A 17,368-nucleotide genomic window follows, 5' to 3' on the forward strand; every position below is an offset into this window, starting at 1 on the left:
GCGCGACCGGGCGGTGGAGACCCGCTGGTCGACGGCGGTCTGGCCAGGCAGCCCGATCACCACGCCGTTCCCGGAGGTCCTCGCCCGCCTCTGCGGCGACCCGGGCACGTCGCGCCCGGCACCACCCTGGCACCTGCCCCTTGAAGGAGTCCGCCACCCCGACGACAGCGCACTCCGCGACGGCCGGGTGGGCGGCCAGCACCGCTTCCATCGAGCCGGCCGAGAGCCGGGATCATCCCAGGCGGGATCGAGCCCCGCAGGCTCACCGCCGGAGAGGTCGCCGCCCAGATCGGCATCGTCGGTGACCGCCTCCGGGATCCGGCCGCTCTGCCACTCGGGGCCGGTGGCCCACGGGTCCTCCCTCTGCTCGCCCTCACCGTGGCCGGAGCTCGCGCTGGCCGGCTCCCCCCACCCGTCGTCCGGGAGAGGTTCGACGTCGATGACGGGCGCGTCGCCCGACACCGCTGTCATCCGGACCGGCAGCGGGGTGGTGCTGCGGGCCAGGCCGGCAGCCAGCTCGGCCGCCGAGGGCCGGCGCCGCGGGTCGTCGACCAGCGCCAGCGCCACCGCGACCGCCACCGCGGCCGCGTCGGGGCCGGTGGCCTGCCGCATCGCGCCGAGCAGGAGGTCGGCGAGATCGCGCACGTCGTCGGCGGCCGACAACCCGGGGCTGGTCAGACCCGCGATGCCGGTACCGGTGAGGAGCGGCCGGCCGTTCGCCTCCAGCAGGACGTCGAGCGCGGTCAGCTCGCCGTGGACCAGCCCTGCCTCGTGCGCCACGGCGAGTGCCTGCGCCACGGGCAGGCCGATCGTCACCACCTCACCCGGATCGAGCCGGCCGCGGGCCGCAAGGAGCCTGGACAGGCTGATGGTCTCCTCCACCGGCTCGGAGACAACGGCCAGCCCGTCGGGCGTGGGGATCGCGCCGGTCACCGCGGCCAGGTGCGGATGGCGGACGTCCAGCTGCCGGCGGGCCTCGTCGACAGCCTCGGCCCGCAGCAACGGATCGGCCGGAAGCCGCACATAGCGGACGGTGACATCCGTGCCGAGGCGCTCGACGCGGCCTGACCAGACCTCGCCGGCGCCGGCGTCGTAGTGGCGGTGGCGCAGGAGGATGCCCGGCACCACGGGATCGCCGCCGCGTCGCCCGGGCCGTTCGCCGGATTCGTCGGAGAAGGTCACGAATCGACGCTAGGCGCAACGGGCCCCCCACGCAGGAGAGTTTTCCGCGCTGTGGATAACTTCCTCCCGTATGACGGCAATGGTCTGCGGGGACGCCCGGCAGCGCGGCCTGCCACGCTGCTATCCCGTCACCCAGTACCCCGTCACCCAGCCACCCCGGGTCACCGGGCCGGTCAACCAGGAGTCCTGACGTGCAGATCCTCGCGGCAAGCGGCGGCTTCCAGCCCGACGGCCGGTGGGGCGCCCGGGTGGGACCGCTGCTCGACCACGCGATCGCGGTCGCGGCGGCATCCGGCCGGCCCCGGCTGTGCCTGCTCCAGACCGCGCTCGGCGACGACCAGTCCGCCTACGCCCGCGGCTACGCCGCGCTGAACCGGGACCGGCCCGAGGTCGTCGTCTCCCACCTCGCCCTGTTCCCGATGCCGTCGGTCGCCGACGTCCGACGGCACCTGCTCGCGCAGGACGTCATCTGGGTGGGCGGCGGCAGCGTGGCGAACCTGCTCGCCGTGTGGCGGGTCCACGGCCTGGGCGAGATCCTGCGCGCGGCCTGGGAGGCCGGAGTGGTCCTCGGAGGCGTCTCCGCCGGCTCGCTGTGCTGGCACGTCGGTGGCACCACCGACTCGTTCGGCCCGGACCTGCGCCCGGTGACGAACGGGCTGGCCCTGCTGCCCTACAGCAACACCCCGCACTATGACTCCGAGGCTGCCCGCCGACCGCTGTACCAGCGGCTGGTGGCCGACGGGACGCTGCCCGCCGGCTGGGCCACCGACGACGGCGTCGGCCTGCACTTCCGCGGGACGGAGCTCGTCGAGGCGGTCGCCGACCGGCCCGACGCCCACGCCTGGCGGGTCGAGCCGGGCCCGGGCGGCACGGCCGTCGAGACGCGCGTCACCCCCCGGCTGCTGCCCGAGGCGCGAACGAGTGGGGAAGGCAGCGCACGCTGACACCGGCGGGGCGCTGGTGGGGCGCTGACGGCCCGCCGGTGGCCCGGCCTGTTCGCCCCACCGGCGTACGCTCGGACGGTGGATGTCCTCCGGTTGGGTGTCGTTCCCTATCACGAGGCCTGGAGCATGCAGCGGGCCCTGGCCGAGGAGCGCCGCCACGGGCGCGGCGAGGACACACTGATCCTGCTCGAGCATCCCGAGGTCTACACCGCGGGCCGGCGGACCGGCGCGGGTGACCGTCCGGTCGACGGCACTCCCGTCGTCGACGTCGACCGGGGCGGCGGCATCACCTGGCACGGCCCGGGGCAGCTCGTCGGTTACCCCATCGTGCGGTTGCCGATGCCGCTGGACGTCGTCGCCTACGTCCGCGCGCTGGAGGCCGGCCTGATCGCTGCCTGCGCCGAGTTCGGCCTGCCCGCCCGCCGTGTCGACGGCCGCACCGGCGTCTGGACGTCCGACGGGCAGCGCAAGCTGGCCGCCATCGGGGTGCGGGTCAGCTGGAAGGTGACCTGTCACGGCTTCGCGCTCAACTGCGACCCCGCGCTGTCCGCCTTCGGCCGGATCGTGCCCTGCGGGATCTCCGACGCGGGGGTGACCAGTCTGAGCCGAGAGCTGGGGCGGCCGCTGCCGGTCGCCGAGGCCCGCCCGGTGGTCGAGCGGCACCTCACCCGGGCGATCGGCGACTATCTCGCCGCAGGCCGTGAGGCAGAGGCCCGCCGCCCACCGAAGACCGACAGCGACCAGACCAGTGCGCCCGACCTGATCGGCGTCGGGCGCACCGACGGGAGGACGACCGGATGACCGCCGTCGCACCGGAGGGCCGGCCGTTGCTGCGCCTGGAGGCGCGTAACGCGCAGACGCCGATCGAGCGCAAGCCGCCGTGGATCCGTACCCGGATGCGCACCGGCCCCGAGTACACCGACGTGCGCAGTCTGGTGCGCGGGGCGGGCCTGCACACGGTGTGCGAGGAGGCCGGCTGCCCGAACATCTACGAGTGCTGGGAGGACCGCGAGGCGACCTTCCTGATCGGCGGGGACGTCTGCACCCGCCGCTGCGACTTCTGCCAGATCGACACCGGGCGCCCGACCCCGCTGGACGTCGACGAGCCCCGCCGGGTCGCCGAGTCGGTGTCGACCATGGGGCTGCGGTACGCCACCGTGACCGGCGTCGCCCGCGACGACCTGGCGGACGGCGGCGCCTGGCTGTACGCGGAGACGGTTCGCCGCATCCACGAGCAGTCCCCGGGCACCGGGGTCGAGGTGCTGATCCCGGACTTCGCCGGCCGCGCCGACCAGCTCGACGAGGTCTTCGGGGCCACGCCGGAGGTGCTCGCGCACAACCTGGAGACGGTGCCGAGGATCTTCCGCCGGATCCGGCCCGGCTTCCGCTACCAGCGCTCGCTGGACGTCCTCACCCGGGCCCGCGCCGCCGGTCTGGTCACCAAGTCGAACCTGATCCTCGGTCTCGGCGAGACCGACGAGGAGGTCGAGGAGGCCATGGTCGCGCTGCACGACGCGGGCTGCGATCTGCTGACCGTCACCCAGTACCTGCGCCCGACCCCGCGGCACCACCCGGTCGAGCGCTGGGTCCGGCCCGAGGAGTTCGTCGGCTGGGAGCAGCGGGCGACCGCGATCGGCTTCGCCGGGGTGATGTCGGGGCCGCTGGTGCGCTCGTCCTACCGGGCGGGGCGCCTCTACCAGCAGGCGGTCACATTCCGTAATGGCAATGTGGCTTCCAAGGGGGTTCTGCCCGAAAGTGTGTCGCACGACTCTCACGCGGGGTGACGGTCGCGCTGGTGAGGACCACCACCGGCGACTAGGCTCGGAGCTGCGTCACGCGGTCGTCACGAGAAACGTGGCGTCCGCGGTGTAGGGGTTGCCGCCATCGGAGTGGATATCCGGATGACACCTGCGCCGTTCACACTCAGTGCTGTTCCGGCGGGACATGTCCCGCCCCGGGCGCCACGACCGCGTCGGGAGGTCGTCGACACCGTGCTCCGCTCACTGCTCAACGCACTTGAGGAACTGACCCTTCTCGTTCTTCCCCACGGCGGCCAGCGCACGGCCCGCCACAATGCCTGGCGCGCAGCCACCGACCTTCATGTCACGACCGGCTACCAGTGGGTCGACCAGATCTCCGTGTCCGCGTTCGAGCCCGCTCCCGACCCGTCGGCGCAGCCGGCGCCGGCCGTCGTGACCGTGCCGTCCGCAGCACCGCCGCCGTGTGTGCCACCGCGTCTCCCGGCGGCAGCCGGGCCCCGGATCTCCAGGTCGCGGCTCGCCGCGACCTGTCCACCGGCCACCGTGGGCGCGCCTTCCTGAACCGCCTGGCGTCGACCACCCGCCAGGCAGGCGCCGCGAAGCCGTAGGCTCGCGGCTATGGCGCTGCGGAGGAAGCCGTCCGGTGCCGGCGGGGAGCCGGTACTGGCGGCCGCGGGTAAGGACGGGACATCGGGTGGCGGGGCATCCCGCCGGTCGGGGCAGTCGGGCGGTACCGGTAAGGGCGCCGCTCGGGCGGCGGGGGCCGGGGGCGGCTCGCGCGGCGCGGACCGCGGCGAGAAGTCCCCTGACGCGGGCGGCGGCAAGAAGAAGGGCGCGGGCGGCGGCGGGACCAGCAAACTCGCCCAGATCCGGCTCGTCTACAAGATCACTCGCGAGCGCGACCCCAGCGTGCTGTGGTGGACCCTCCTCGGGCTGGCCGTTCCTGTCGTGGTCGGTGTGCTCCTCGGTGTCTTCGTCGGCCCGATCTACCTGTGGCTGCCGATCGCGATCCTGCTCGGCGTCGTCGTGGCGCTCAACGTCTTCAGCCGCCGGGTGCAGCGGACCGCGTATGCCGAGATGGAGGGCAAGCCCGGCGCCGCGGCAGGTGTGGTGGAGCGCATGCGGGGCGACTGGCGCCTCACCCCGGCGGTCGGCGTGAACCGGCACCAGGATGTGGTCCATCGCGTGGTCTGTCGCGCCGGGGTCGTGCTGATCGCCGAGGGCCGTGGCCGCGGTCCGCGGGAGCTGCTGGTCGCCGAGAAGCGCCGCATCCGCAAGATCGTCGGCGAGGCGCCACTGACCGACTACATCGTTGGCACCGGCGAGGGTGAGATCCCGCTGCCGAAGCTGCAGAGCACCCTCATGCGGATGCGCCGCGAGCTGCGCAAGCGGGACGTCGACGCCCTCGAGCGCAGGCTGCGGGCCGTGAGCGCCCCGGCCCTGCCCATCCCGAAGGGCCCGATTCCCCGCAACATCTCCCGCGGCGGCCGCCCGCGCTGACCCGCACCCGCACCCGCGCTCACGCGCCTGGCGGACCCGCGCTGACCCAGCGCGGGTCCGTTCTGTTTTCCCCTCGGCCGGTGCTCAGGCTCCGGTCGGGACCACCGCGTCGCGCACCACGACCGTGCCGGCGGCGCGGTCGTGCGTGCCGCGCAGATCGCGGTCCCAGATGAAGGCGGGCACCAGCAGGGCGAGCAGCAGTGTCCGCACGGCGATCCAGGACCAGCTCTGCCGCGCGCCGTCGCGGGCCCGGATCACCCGGATGCCGGCGAGACGCATGCCGATGGTCTGCCCGGCCACGGCGACCAGCAGGAACTCCTCAAGGAGGAAGGCCCCGTAGACCGCCAGCCCGCGAATGTCCGCCGCCGCGTCGAACCCGACGATGAACAGCACGCCGACCAGCAGGTTCGCGATGACCGCGTCGACGAGGTAGGCGACGATGCGCGGCCCGAAGCCCACCACCGACCCAGGCCCGTCAGCCGGTAGCCCGAGCCGGGCTCCGGGCGGTGTGTCCCGGGGCAGCCCGGGACCTTCCAGCCAGCCTCCGAGTGCGCGTCCCACGACGCAAGCCTATGCGGCGCGCCCGCACCATCCGGGTGATGACACAACGTCACAGACACCGCTAAGGTAACATCCCGGAAACAGTGTAGTGATTTCCCGGGTACGCCACGCCGTGCCGCCACGCTAGCGATCAGAGCGTACTCTGTCAGTCATTGGAAGCCTGAACAACGCTGGAGGGTGGATGTTCACGAACGCCGACGACGTACTCCGTTATATCCGGGACGAAAAAGTTCTGTTCATTGACGTACGATTCTGCGACCTTCCCGGCGTCATGCAGCACTTCACTATCCCGACGGAGGTCTTCTCCCAGTCGGTCTTCAGCGATGGCCTCATGTTCGACGGCTCGTCGATCCGCGGGTTCCAGGCGATCCACGAATCCGACATGCTGCTGCTGCCGGACCCCCGCACCGCGTTTGTCGACCCCTTCCGCGAGCACTCCACCCTCGCGATGACCTTCTTCATCCACGACCCGATCACCAAGGAGCAGTACTCGCGCGACCCGCGCAACATCGCGAAGAAGGCCGAGGAGTACCTGCGCGGCACCGGCATCGCCGACACCGCGTACTTCGGCCCGGAAGCCGAGTTCTACATCTTCGACGACGTCCGGTACGACTACAGCCCCTACGGCTCGATGCACGCCGTCGACTCGGTCGAGGCCGCGTGGAACACCGCGCGCAAGGAGGAGGGCGGCAACCTCGGGTACAAGCCCCGCTTCAAGGGGGGCTACTTCCCGGTGCCGCCGACGGACCACTTCACCGACCTGCGCTCGGAGATGACCCGGGTGCTGTTCGACGTTGGCATCACCGTCGAGATGCAGCACCACGAGGTCGGCACCGCCGGCCAGGCGGAGATCGACATCAGGTACGACACACTGCTCAAGACCGCCGACAACCTGATGCTCTACAAGTACGTGATCCGCAACGTGGCTCGCAGCCGGGGCAAGACGGTGACCTTCATGCCCAAGCCGCTGTTCGAGGACAACGGCTCCGGCATGCACACGCACCAGAGCCTCTGGAAGGACGGCGAGCCGCTCTTCTACAGCCCCAACGGGTACGGCGGCCTGTCCGACACCGCCCGGCACTACATCGGTGGCCTGCTGCACCACGCCCCGGCCCTGCTCGCGTTCACCAACCCGACCACGAACTCCTACCGGCGGCTGGTGCCCGGCTACGAGGCCCCGGTCAACCTGGTCTACTCGGCCCGCAACCGCTCGGCGTGCTGCCGGATTCCGCTCGGCGGCGACTCCCCGAAGGCGAAGCGGGTCGAGTTCCGTGTGCCCGACCCGAGCTGCAACCCCTACCTGGCGTTCGCGGCGATGCTGATGGCCGGCCTGGACGGCGTCAAGAACAAGATCGACCCGCCGGACCCGATCGACAAGGACCTCTACGAGCTGCCGCCGGACGAGCTCGCCGCCGTCCCGCAGGTGCCCGGCTCCCTGGAGAAGGTGCTGGACGCCCTCGAGGCCGACAACGAATTCCTGCGTGCCGGGAACGTGTTCACTCCCGACCTGATCGAGACCTGGATCGACTACAAGCGGGTGAACGAGGTGGATGCCATCCGGCTCCGCCCCCACCCCTACGAGTTCAGCCTCTACTACGACATCTAGCCCTGGGCAGCCCCAAATTTCCGGCTGGTCCGGACCGGCGCCACCATCGGGTCCCGGCACCTCTCGTCACATCGTGCCGACCCTCGGGCGACGCCCTCGGGCATGACCTGTGGCCCCGCCCACCGGACCATCGGTCTACCACCGGCGACCTGCGCACAGGTCTTACCTGAATAGGTCCGGCGCCACCTCGCCGGGATCAGCCGACAACGGACGGCCCGTGTCCATGAACCCCCGGACACGGGCCTTCTGTCGTTACGACAACTTTTCCGGCTGCCGTCTCCCGCACCCCGCCCACTATTCGGCCCGCCGCCACCGCCATGCCACCCCCGCAACGCCCGAGTGACCGAGAATTAACAATGCGGGAACTGATTGGAAACCAGGCCCGACCAAGCTCCGGACGAACCCTCCCGTCAGTCGCGGCCGGGGGTCGGCCCTCCCCCGGCCGATCACACAGTCGCTCCGTCACGTGACACGTCAACCACGGGGAGTATGAGTGAGCTATCAGGCCGAGTACATCTGGATCGACGGCACCAAGCCGGAGCCGTTGATGCGGAGCAAGACCCGCATCGTGAAGAGCGGCAAGGAGCCGGAGATCTGGGGCTTCGACGGCTCCAGCACCAACCAGGCCCCGGGTTCGAACTCCGACTGCGTGCTGCAGCCCGTCTTCACCGTCCCGGACCCGCTGCGCGGTGGCGACAACGTCCTCGTCCTGTGCGAGGTACAGCTGACCGACTTCACGCCGCACCCGACGAACACCCGCGCCGCGGCCCGCAAGGTGGCCGAGAAGTACGCGGACATGACGCCGAACTTCGGCATCGAGCAGGAGTACACGTTCTTCCAGAACGGCCGGCCGCTGGGCTGGCCGGCGACCGGCTTCCCCGAGCCGCAGGGCCCGTACTACTGCGGCGTCGGCGGCGAGAAGATGCCCGGCCGTGCCATCGTCGAGCGGCACACCCAGGCCTGCCTGGACGCCGGTCTCGCGATCGAGGGCACCAACGCCGAGGTCATGATGGGCCAGTGGGAGTTCCAGATCGGCGTCCTGCCGACGCCGGCGATCGGTGACCACATCTGGCTCGGCCGCTGGCTGCTGCACCGGATCGCCGAGGACTTCGACACCACGGTGTCCTTCGCCGCCAAGCCGGTGCTCGGTGACTGGAACGGTGCCGGCGCGCACACCAACTTCTCCACGAAGCAGACCATGGAGAGCTGGGACGCGATCGTCGCCGTCTGCGAGGCGCTGGGCACCCGGGTCATGGAGCACGTCACCCACTACGGGACGGGCATCCAGGACCGCCTGACCGGCCAGCACGAGACCGCCCCGTGGAACAAGTTCTCCTGGGGTGCCTCGGACCGCGGAGCGTCCATCCGCATCCCGTGGGCTGTCGAGAAGGCCAAGAAGGGCTGGATCGAGGACCGCCGGCCCAACGCGAACATGGACCCGTATGTGGTCTCCGCGCTGATCGTCGACACCTGCTGCAGCGCGCTGGCCGGCGACAAGCCGACCCTGTTCGTTCCGTCGCAGACCGCCGACGCGACCGTCTCGGTCTGACCGTCCACCGACCAGCGGAACCGCCGCACGGCCCGCTGGTCACGACAGCACAGGCCGCGGTTCCGGCGCCGCACGCGCCGGGGCCGCGGCCAGCCCGCCGAGTCCGGTCCGTTCCGGTCCGCCGCCAACCCGCCCGTTCCGCTAACCCGCCCGTTCGTGGTTGAGGACGTCGTCAGCCACCGACCGCGCCCGGGCGGCGGCCCGGCGGTAGTCATCCGGCAGCGCCTCCACCTTCTCCGCCGGGTAGCCGAGGGCACGGGCGACCCGCTCCAGCCCCGGCCGGCTCGCCGGCAGCAGGTCGCCGGCCTGGCCGGAGGTCAGCATGATGCCGTTGCGGATCCGGGACGCCAGCGTCCAGGCGGTATCCAGGGCGGCGAGCTCCCCCGGGGTGAGCAGTCCAGCGTTGGCGGCGGCGCGCAGCCCCTCGCGGGTCGCCGTCGTGCGCAGCGCGGGCAGCCGTGCCGCGTGCCGCAGCTGCAGGACCTGCAGCGTCCACTCGACGTCGGTCAGCCCGCCGGGCCCGAACTTCACGTGCAGGCCGTGGTCCACCCCGCGCGGAATGCGCTCCTGCTCCATCCGGCCGCGCAGCCGCAGCACCTCGGTGATGGCACCGTCCGGTAGCTGGTCGGGGTAGCGGACCCGGTCGACGAGCCGACACAGCCGCCCGCCGAGCTCCCGGTCGCCGGCGACCGGCCGGGCGCGCAGAAGTGCCTGTGCCTCCCAGCCCGCCGACCAGCGGCCGTAGTAGGCCGCGTAGGCGTCCAGTGTGCGGGAGAGCGGCCCGCCGCGGCCCTCCGGGCGCAGCGCCGCGTCCAGCCGCAGCGGCGGGTCCGGGCCCGGTAGCGCGAGCAGGCGGTGCAGCTCCTCGATGATCGCGGCGGCCAGCCGGGCCGCCTCCACCTCGTCGAGGCCCGGGCCGGGCTCGTGCACGAAGAGCACATCGGCATCACTGCCGTAGGACAGTTCGGCTCCGCCGAGGCGGCCCATGGCCACCACGCCGAGCCGCAGCAGGCCGCCGCCCGCCTCCCCCGTCTCCCTGTGCTCCTCCGGCCCGCTGTACCCCTCCGGCCCGCTGTACCCCTCCGGCTCACTGCCGAGGACCTGGCGGCGGGCGACGAAGAGGGCGGCCTCGATGGTGGCGGCGGCAGCGTCCGACAGTGCCCGGCCGACGGCACCGACATCCAGCAGGCCCAGCAGGTCCGCGCAGGCGACCCGGACCAGCTCGACCCGGTGCACGGCCCGCGCGCGCCCGACGGCGTCCAGGGCGTCGGGGTTGCGGTGGGCGACCGCGAGCAGGGTCCGGGCCAGGGCCTCGCGGGGCACCGGCCGCAGCTCGTCCTCGGTGCGCAGCAGCCGTACCGACTCGGGCGCGCGGGTCATCAGGTCGGCGACGTACCGGCTCGTCGCGAGCAGCCGGGCGAGGCGGTCCGCGGCACCGGCGGAGTCCCGCAGCAGCCGCAGGTACCACGGGGTGCGCCCGAGCGCCTCGCTCACCTGCCGGTAGGCCAGCAGGCCGGCGTCCGGTTCGGGTGCGTCGGCGAAGGCGGGCAGCATCGCCGGCAGCAGGTGCCGCTGGATGGTGGCGGTCCGGCTCACCCCGTTGGTCAGCGCCTCGATGTGGCGCAGCGAACGGGCGGGGTCGGCGAAGCCGAGTGCGGCCAGCCGGTCGGCGGCCTCCTGCGGCGTCAGGCGCATCTCCTCCGCCGACAGCCGGGCGACGGCCTCCAGCAGCGGCTGGTAGAAGAGCTTCTCGTGCAGGCTGCGGACGGACCGGGCCACCCGCCGGTGCTCGTCCGCCAGTTCGGCGGCGCCCGGCAGCCCCATGCAGCGGGCGAGCCAGCGTAGTTCGGCCGGGTCACGCGGCAGGGTGTGCACGCGCCGCAGCCGCTGTAGCTGCAGGCGGTGCTCGGCCGTGCGCAGGAACCGGTACGCGTCGGCGAGCCCGGCGGCGTCCCGGCGCCCGACGTAGCCGCCGCGGGCCAGGCCGTCGAGGGCGTCCAGCGTGGACGCCACCTGCAGCTTGCCGTCCGTCCGGCCGTGGACGAGCTGCAGCAGCTGCACCGCGAACTCGACGTCCCGCAGCCCGCCGGGGCCCAGTTTGAGGTTGCGGCCGGCCTCGGAGCGCGACAGGGAGCGTTCCACCCGGCGCCGCATGGCGCGGATGTCCACGACGAAGTCCGGCCGGGAGGCCGCCGTCCACACCATCGGCGCGATCATCGCCGCGAAACGCTCCCCCAGCTCGCGGTCGCCGGCGATCGGCCGGGCCTTCAGGAGCGCCTGGAACTCCCAGGTACGGGCCCAGCGCCGGTAGTAGGCCCGGTGGCTGTCGAGGGTCCGCACCAGAGCGCCGTGGCGGCCCTCGGGCCGCAGGTTGACATCGACCTGGAACAGCTCCCCGGCCGGGGTCGTCAGCCCGCAGGCCCGCACGACGCCTTCGGCCAGCCGGGTGGCGGTCCGCAGCGCCGCGTCGACGCCGGCGCCCGCGCCCGCCCCTGGTTCGGCGACGAACAGGACGTCCACGTCGCTCACGTAGTTCAGTTCGCGCCCGCCGCACTTGCCCATGCCGATGATCGCCAGGTGGACGGGAGCCTCGAGGGGGCCGAGGCCGGCGCGGGCCACCGCAAGGGCGGCGTCGAGCGCCGCCCCGGCGAGGTCGGCGAGCTCCGCTGTCGCATCGTCCAGCGACACCGCGCCGGTCAGGTCACGAGCGGCGAGGACCAGCTGGGCTCGCCGGTAGGCGAGCCGCAGCGCGTCAAGCACCTCCGGGCCGTCGCCGCCGGCCCGGGGTTGGGCGGCCGCGGGGTCGGCGCCGACAGCCCGGAGCAGGTCCGCCCGGGCGGCCGCCGCGTCCGGCGGGCCCGCCAGCGCCGTGTCGGAGGCAAGAACCGCCCAGTCGGCGGGATGCGCGGCGAGATGATCCCCGAGCGCCGAGCTCGCCCCCAGGACGGCGATCAGCCGGCGGCGCAGGCCCGGGCTCCCGGCGAGCGCGGCCAGCACCCGGTCGCCCTCCCCCGCGGGCTGGGCGGCGAGCAGCCGCTCCAGGCTGCGCAGCGCCAGATCGGGATCAGCCGCCGCGGCGAGCTCGCCGACGATCGCACTGACCGGGAACCCGGCAGCACCCCCGTCGCCCGCCGCCGCTCCGCCTGCCGCCGCCTCACGCGCGGCTGCCTCGCCTGCAGCTGCCTCGCGCGCGGTCCTCTCGCCCGCAGGCGTGTCGCCGGCAGCAGGCAGCAGCCCGATCCGCCGCATGGTCGCCTCGACCCGCTCGACATCGGAGAAACCGAGCCGCGCGAGCTGGGCGGCGACGGTCGCCCGCCGAGCGGTCACAACGTCGGAAGGTACCGGTCGATCTCGAAGGGCGTGACCTGCCGGCGGTACTCCGTCCACTCGGACCGCTTGTTCCGCAGGAAGAAGTCGAACAGCTCGTCACCGAAGGTCTCACGCACCAGCGACGAGCCCTCCATCGCCGTGATCGCCTCGGCGAGCGAGCCGGGCAACGCGGTGATGCCGCGCTCGCGGCGCTGGGAGTCGGTCAGCGTCCACACGTCGTCGGCCGCCGGGGGCGGCAGCTCGTACCCGTTCTGCACCCCGCGCAGCCCGGCGGCGAGCATGAGCGCGAAGGTGAGGTAGGGGTTGCAGGCGCTGTCCGGCGAGCGGAACTCGACCCGCGCGGCGTTCGACTTGTTCAGCTTGTACAGCGGGACCCGCACCAGCGCCGACCGGTTGTTGTGACCCCAGCAGACGTAGGCGGGGGCCTCCATGAGCTCCCCGGCGCGCTGGTCACCGACGAGGCGCTTGTAGGAGTTGACCCACTGGTTCGTCACCGCGGTGATTTCCGCGGCGTGCGCCAGCACCCCGGCGATGAAGGCCTTCGCCACCTTGGAGAGCTGGTACTCGTCCGTCGGGTCGTGGAAGGCGTTGCGGTCTCCCTCGAACAGGCTCATGTGGGTGTGCATGCCCGAACCGGCCTGGGCGCTGAACGGCTTGGGCATGAACGTCGCGTAGATGCCCTGCCGCAGCGCCACCTCCTTCACCACCTGGCGGAAGGTCATGATGTTGTCGGCGATGGTGAGCGCGTCGGCGTAGCGCAGGTCGATCTCCTGCTGGCCGGGCGCCACCTCGTGGTGGCTGAACTCCACCGAGATCCCGAGCCGTTCCAGCACGCTGATCGCCTGCTGGCGGAAGTCGTGGCTGATGTCGTTCGGGGTCAGGTCGAAGTAGCCCGACTCGTCGACCGGCTCCGGCACCGGGCGCCCGCGGGTGGGCGGCTCCTTCAGCAGGAAGAACTCGATCTCCGGGTGGGTGTAGAAGGTGAACCCGGCATCCGCCGCCTTCGCCAGCGTGCGGCGCAGCACCCAGCGGGAGTCCGTGGCCGCCGGCAGGCCGTCCGGCATCACCAGGTCGCAGAACATGCGGGCGGTCATCGGATGCTCGCCACGCCACGGCAGGACCTGGAAGGTGGACGGGTCGGGCCGGGCCAGCATGTCCGCCTCGTGCACCCGGGCGAAGCCCTCGATCGCCGAACCGTCGAAGCCGATGCCCTCCGCGAGTGCGCCCTCCAGCTCGGCCGGTGCGATCTCGACGGACTTCAGCACCCCGAGCACGTCGGTGAACCAGAGCCGGACGAAACGGATGTCCCGTTCCTCAAGGGTGCGAAGAACGAATTCCTGTTGCTTGTCCATGGGCCCTCCGCGCGCAGTGCGGACTCGTCGGCACGGCGAGCCGAGTCATCTACCAGCAGTCTGGCCCGGAACCGCCGCCCGCCCGGACGGCTCCGGGCGGGGGCTCGGCGCCACCGGGTACTTTGCCCGAGGGTAGCGACAGATCCCGCCCCAGGCGTCGCGCGTCACGGCGAAGTTGCGCGGCCGCAACCGCCTGGAGCACCACCCGCGTACCGGATGCCTGTCAGTCCCGCCGCCCGCCGAGCCGTGCCGGGCCAGGCTCCGGCCGGCTGCCTGACGGAGTACGGCCGGCTGCCGGACGGGGAGTGACCCACGCCGGCCCTTCGACCCGCCAGCAGCCCGCCAGCCCCTCACCGCCAGCCCCTCAGCAACCCGGCCCCGCGGTCTCCGGCCCCGGTCAGACCTGGATGCGGCGGTCCACGGCGTCGAGGATCTCGGCAACCGCCTCATCCACCGGCACGCCGTTGCGTTGCGTGCCGTCCCGGAAGCGGAAGGACACCGCGCCCTTGGCGACGTCCTCGTCGCCGGCGAGCAGCATGAACGGCACCTTCTGCTTCTGCGCCGTGCGGATCTTCTTCTGCATCCGGTCGTCGGAGGAGTCGACCTCGACCCGGATGCCGCGCTCCCGCAGCTTCGCGGCCACCCCGGCCAGGTAGGGCACGTGCTCGTCGGTGATCGGGATACCGACGACCTGCACCGGGGCCAGCCACGGCGGCAGTGCCCCCGCGTAGTGCTCCAGCAGGATCGCGAAGAAGCGCTCGATCGTGCCGAACAGCGCCCGGTGGATCATGAACGGGCGCTGGCGGGTGCCGTCCGCCGCCTGGTAGGTCATGTCGAAGCGCTGCGGGAGCTGGAAGTCGACCTGGATGGTGGAAAGCTGCCAGGTACGGCCGATCGCGTCCCGCGCCTGCACCGAGATCTTCGGCCCGTAGAACGCGCCGCCGCCCGGGTCCATGACCAGTTCGAGGTCCTGTTTGGAGGCGGCCTCGCGCAGCAGCTCGGTCGCCTCCTCCCACTCCTCGTCCGAGCCGATCGCCTTGCCTTCCGGCCGGGTCGACAGCTCCAGGTAGAAGTCCTCCAGGCCGTAGTCGCGCAGCAGGCCGAGCACGAACTTCAGGACGGTGTCGAGCTCGGTCGGCAGCTGCTCCCGGGAGCAGAACAGGTGCGCGTCGTCCTGGGTGAGGCCGCGGACGCGGGTCAGGCCGTGCACCACGCCGGACTTCTCGTACCGGTAGACGGTGCCGAACTCGAACAGCCGCAGCGGCAGCTCCCGGTACGACCGGCCGCGTGACCGGAAGATCAGGATGTGCATCGGGCAGTTCATCGGCTTGAGGTAGTAGTCCGCCCCGCCGTCGAGCTGCATGGGCGGGTACATGCCGTCGGCGAACCAGTCGAGGTGCCCGGAGATCTCGTACAGGTCCGACTTGGTGATGTGCGGGGTGTTGACGAACTCGTAGCCGGCCTCGATGTGCCGGCGCCGCGAGTAGTCCTCCATGACGGTGCGGATCGCACCGCCCTTCGGGTGGAAGACGGCGAGGCCCGGGCCGATCTCGGTCGGGAAGGAGAAGAGGTCCAGCTCGGCGCCGAGGCGGCGGTGGTCGCGCTTCTCCGCCTCGGCGAGGCGGTGCTGGTAGGCCTTCAGCGCGTCCCGCGACTCCCAGGCGGTGCCGTAGATGCGCTGCAGCTGCGGGTTGCGCTCGCTGCCCCGCCAGTAGGCCGCCGCCGAGCGCTGCACCGCGAAGGCCGGGATGTGCCGGGTGGTGGGCACGTGCGGCCCGCGACACAGGTCCTTCCAGCACAGCTCGCCGCTCTTCGGGTCGAGGTTGTCGTAGATGGTGAGCTCGCCCTCGCCCACCTCGACCCCGGCCTCGTCGTCCGACCCGGCGCTGGACTTCAGCCCGATCAGCTCGATCTTGTAGGGCTCGTCGGCGAGCTCGGTGCGCGCCTCGTCCTCGCTGACCACCCGGCGGGAGAACCGCTGCCCGGCCTTGATGATCTCCTGGGCGCGCTTCTCCACCGCCTTCAGGTCCTCGGGGGTGAACGGCCGCTCGACGTCGAAGTCGTAGTAGAAGCCGTCCTGGATCGGCGGGCCGATGCCGAGCCGCGCCTTGGGGAACAGGTCCTGCACGGCCTGGGCCACGACGTGGGCACAGGAGTGGCGGACGATGGCCCGCCCGTCGGGCGAGTCGACGGTGATCGGCTCGACGACGTCGCCCTCGGCGAGCGGATGGGCCAGGTCACGCTGGACCCCGCCGACCCGGGCAGCGACCACCGATCGCTCGCCCTCGAACAGCCCGGCGGCCGTGGTACCCGTCCGCACCACCCGCTCCTCGGCCTGCTGACCTCGCTGGACGGTAATGCGGACGTCGGACACCGGACTCTCCTGCTGTGTGGACGGATGGCCGGGCGCGTCCCCCGCGCCCCGGACACGACTTGTGACGTGCACCACGTGTGACATGCATGGCGTATGACGGGGATGACCTGTGACAGGGATGACCTGTGACAGGGACGCCAGGTGCGTCCCGACCGCGATGCTACCCGTGCGCTCCGACACCCCCAACGGGATTACGCGCACGGTCGGTGACCGCCGGGCAGCCGGCCGCCGCGACGCGGCCCACCGGCGGCCCAGCCGCGATGCGACGGCCGGTCAGCGGGCGCGGATGCCGCCCAGGACGGTGTCCACGATCTGGCCGATCCGGGTGCCGGTCACCTCGTGGCTGCCACCGGTGTACTGCCGGTAGGAGACCGGGCCGACGAGCATGTCCGTCGCCAGCTCGATGTCGAGGTCGGCCCGTAGCTCCCCGGCGGCCACCCCGCGCCGCAGCACGCTCGCGACCTGCTCGCGGGACGGGACGATCACCTGCTGGCGGTAGGTGTCGAACAGGTCCGGGTGGCTCTCCTTCTCGGCGAGCAGCCGCGGCATGATCCGCCCGGACAGCGTCTGGATGTTGTGCCGGCGCACGGCGTTCACCGCGGCGACCAGGTCGTCGCGCAGCGATCCGGTGTCATGCGGCTCGTGCGACTCCGCGAGCGTCGCCAGCGCGTCGGCGACCAGGGCGCCCTTCGTCGGCCAGCGGCGGTAGACGGTGGCCTTCCCCACCCCCGCGGCGGCTGCCACCGCCTCCATCGACAGGCCCCCGAAGCCGTTGTCGGCCAGCGCCGCGAGGGTCGCCTCGATGATCAGCGGGTCACGCCGGGTGTCACGGGGTCGGCCCGGAGGTCGGCCCGGGGGGCGGGCCACCCCCGAGGGTGGGGGTGCCTGGCGTCCACGGGGATCCGTCCCGCTGGCATGCGCCACCGTCATCCGACCGCCATCCGCATGCCCGTATGCCACCCGCGCCTTCGTCGCACCGCCGCGCGCCCGTGGAAGCACGGCCGCGTTCCTCCGGCCCGGTGCCGACCACACACCGCGGCAGCGGGCATGGCGCAACCGGGCACCTGGCGCCGGCCCGTTCCCGGCCCCAGCGTTCCCAAGATCGTAGAGTACGTCCGCGCGCCGCCGGGCGCATCCGATTGCGACGGCGCGACCGCCGGCGTTGCAGGCCGGTCACAGGCCTATCGGCGGCGGCCCGGTCGGTGGCAGC

12 protein-coding genes and 2 pseudogenes are annotated in these 17,368 nt (G+C 72.5%); 7 read left to right on the top strand and 7 right to left on the bottom strand.

Annotated features, from left to right (window positions below):
- Window positions 1–76: 76 nt before the first annotated feature.
- Window positions 77–229 (bottom strand): annotated as a pseudogene (locus tag AB1460_RS23055) (AMP-binding enzyme); the annotation flags it as partial.
- Window positions 230–708: 479 nt separating this feature from the next.
- Window positions 709–1,182 (bottom strand): annotated as a pseudogene (locus AB1460_RS23060) (protein kinase); the annotation flags it as partial.
- Between the two features lie 191 nt (window positions 1,183–1,373).
- Between AB1460_RS23060 and AB1460_RS23065 the strand changes: the two are divergent.
- The 5 genes from AB1460_RS23065 (at window position 1,374) to AB1460_RS23085 (ending at window position 5,386) form a co-directional block, all read left to right on the top strand.
- Window positions 1,374–2,126 carry a Type 1 glutamine amidotransferase-like domain-containing protein gene (locus AB1460_RS23065; RefSeq protein ID WP_368964038.1) on the top strand — a complete coding sequence of 251 codons (753 nt, stop codon included), beginning with the start codon at window positions 1,374–1,376 and terminating at the stop codon, window positions 2,124–2,126.
- Window positions 2,127–2,204: 78 nt separating this feature from the next.
- Complete coding sequence (gene lipB / locus AB1460_RS23070) at window positions 2,205–2,927, top strand: lipoyl(octanoyl) transferase LipB (protein WP_368964040.1); 723 nt, start codon at window positions 2,205–2,207, stop codon at window positions 2,925–2,927.
- On the top strand, window positions 2,924–3,910 hold the full coding sequence (lipA, locus tag AB1460_RS23075) for a lipoyl synthase (RefSeq protein ID WP_368964041.1): 987 nt from the start codon (window positions 2,924–2,926) through the stop codon (window positions 3,908–3,910). The genes lipB and lipA overlap by 4 nt, the downstream gene beginning before the upstream one ends.
- Before the next feature lie 117 nt (window positions 3,911–4,027).
- Window positions 4,028–4,447 carry a hypothetical protein gene (locus AB1460_RS23080; RefSeq protein WP_368964043.1) on the top strand — a complete coding sequence of 140 codons (420 nt, stop codon included), beginning with the start codon at window positions 4,028–4,030 and terminating at the stop codon, window positions 4,445–4,447.
- Window positions 4,448–4,504: 57 nt separating this feature from the next.
- Window positions 4,505–5,386 carry a DUF4191 domain-containing protein gene (locus AB1460_RS23085; RefSeq protein ID WP_368964045.1) on the top strand — a complete coding sequence of 294 codons (882 nt, stop codon included), beginning with the start codon at window positions 4,505–4,507 and terminating at the stop codon, window positions 5,384–5,386.
- A gap of 84 nt (window positions 5,387–5,470) precedes the next feature.
- Here AB1460_RS23085 and AB1460_RS23090 read toward each other — a convergent pair whose 3' ends face one another.
- Window positions 5,471–5,947 (bottom strand): RDD family protein, encoded by a 477-nt coding sequence (locus tag AB1460_RS23090; RefSeq protein ID WP_368964046.1) that lies wholly within the window; start codon window positions 5,945–5,947, stop codon window positions 5,471–5,473.
- A gap of 181 nt (window positions 5,948–6,128) precedes the next feature.
- On the opposite strand from AB1460_RS23090, the gene glnA reads away from it, so the two are divergent.
- Both glnA and glnII read left to right on the top strand, forming a co-directional pair.
- Complete coding sequence (gene glnA, locus AB1460_RS23095) at window positions 6,129–7,553, top strand: type I glutamate--ammonia ligase (protein ID WP_018635796.1); 1,425 nt, start codon at window positions 6,129–6,131, stop codon at window positions 7,551–7,553.
- A gap of 493 nt (window positions 7,554–8,046) precedes the next feature.
- Window positions 8,047–9,102 carry a glutamine synthetase GlnII gene (gene glnII / locus AB1460_RS23100; RefSeq protein ID WP_018635795.1) on the top strand — a complete coding sequence of 352 codons (1,056 nt, stop codon included), beginning with the start codon at window positions 8,047–8,049 and terminating at the stop codon, window positions 9,100–9,102.
- A gap of 141 nt (window positions 9,103–9,243) precedes the next feature.
- Here glnII and AB1460_RS23105 read toward each other — a convergent pair whose 3' ends face one another.
- From AB1460_RS23105 to AB1460_RS23120, 4 genes are all read right to left on the bottom strand, one after another.
- Entirely contained in the window at window positions 9,244–12,429 is a 3,186-nt protein-coding gene (locus tag AB1460_RS23105) for a bifunctional [glutamine synthetase] adenylyltransferase/[glutamine synthetase]-adenylyl-L-tyrosine phosphorylase (protein ID WP_368964048.1), read from the bottom strand.
- Entirely contained in the window at window positions 12,426–13,784 is a 1,359-nt protein-coding gene (locus tag AB1460_RS23110) for a glutamine synthetase family protein (RefSeq protein WP_368964049.1), read from the bottom strand. The genes AB1460_RS23105 and AB1460_RS23110 overlap by 4 nt, the downstream gene beginning before the upstream one ends.
- Before the next feature lie 397 nt (window positions 13,785–14,181).
- Window positions 14,182–16,158 (bottom strand): threonine--tRNA ligase, encoded by a 1,977-nt coding sequence (gene thrS / locus AB1460_RS23115; protein WP_368964050.1) that lies wholly within the window; start codon window positions 16,156–16,158, stop codon window positions 14,182–14,184.
- A gap of 273 nt (window positions 16,159–16,431) precedes the next feature.
- Complete coding sequence (locus AB1460_RS23120; protein ID WP_368964051.1) at window positions 16,432–17,157, bottom strand: TetR-like C-terminal domain-containing protein; 726 nt, start codon at window positions 17,155–17,157, stop codon at window positions 16,432–16,434.
- Between the last annotated feature and the right edge of the window lie 211 nt (window positions 17,158–17,368).

The sequence above is a fragment of the Parafrankia sp. FMc2 genome (assembly GCF_041008525.1).
In the GTDB taxonomy this organism is placed as follows: Bacteria; Actinomycetota; Actinomycetes; order Frankiales; family Frankiaceae; genus Parafrankia.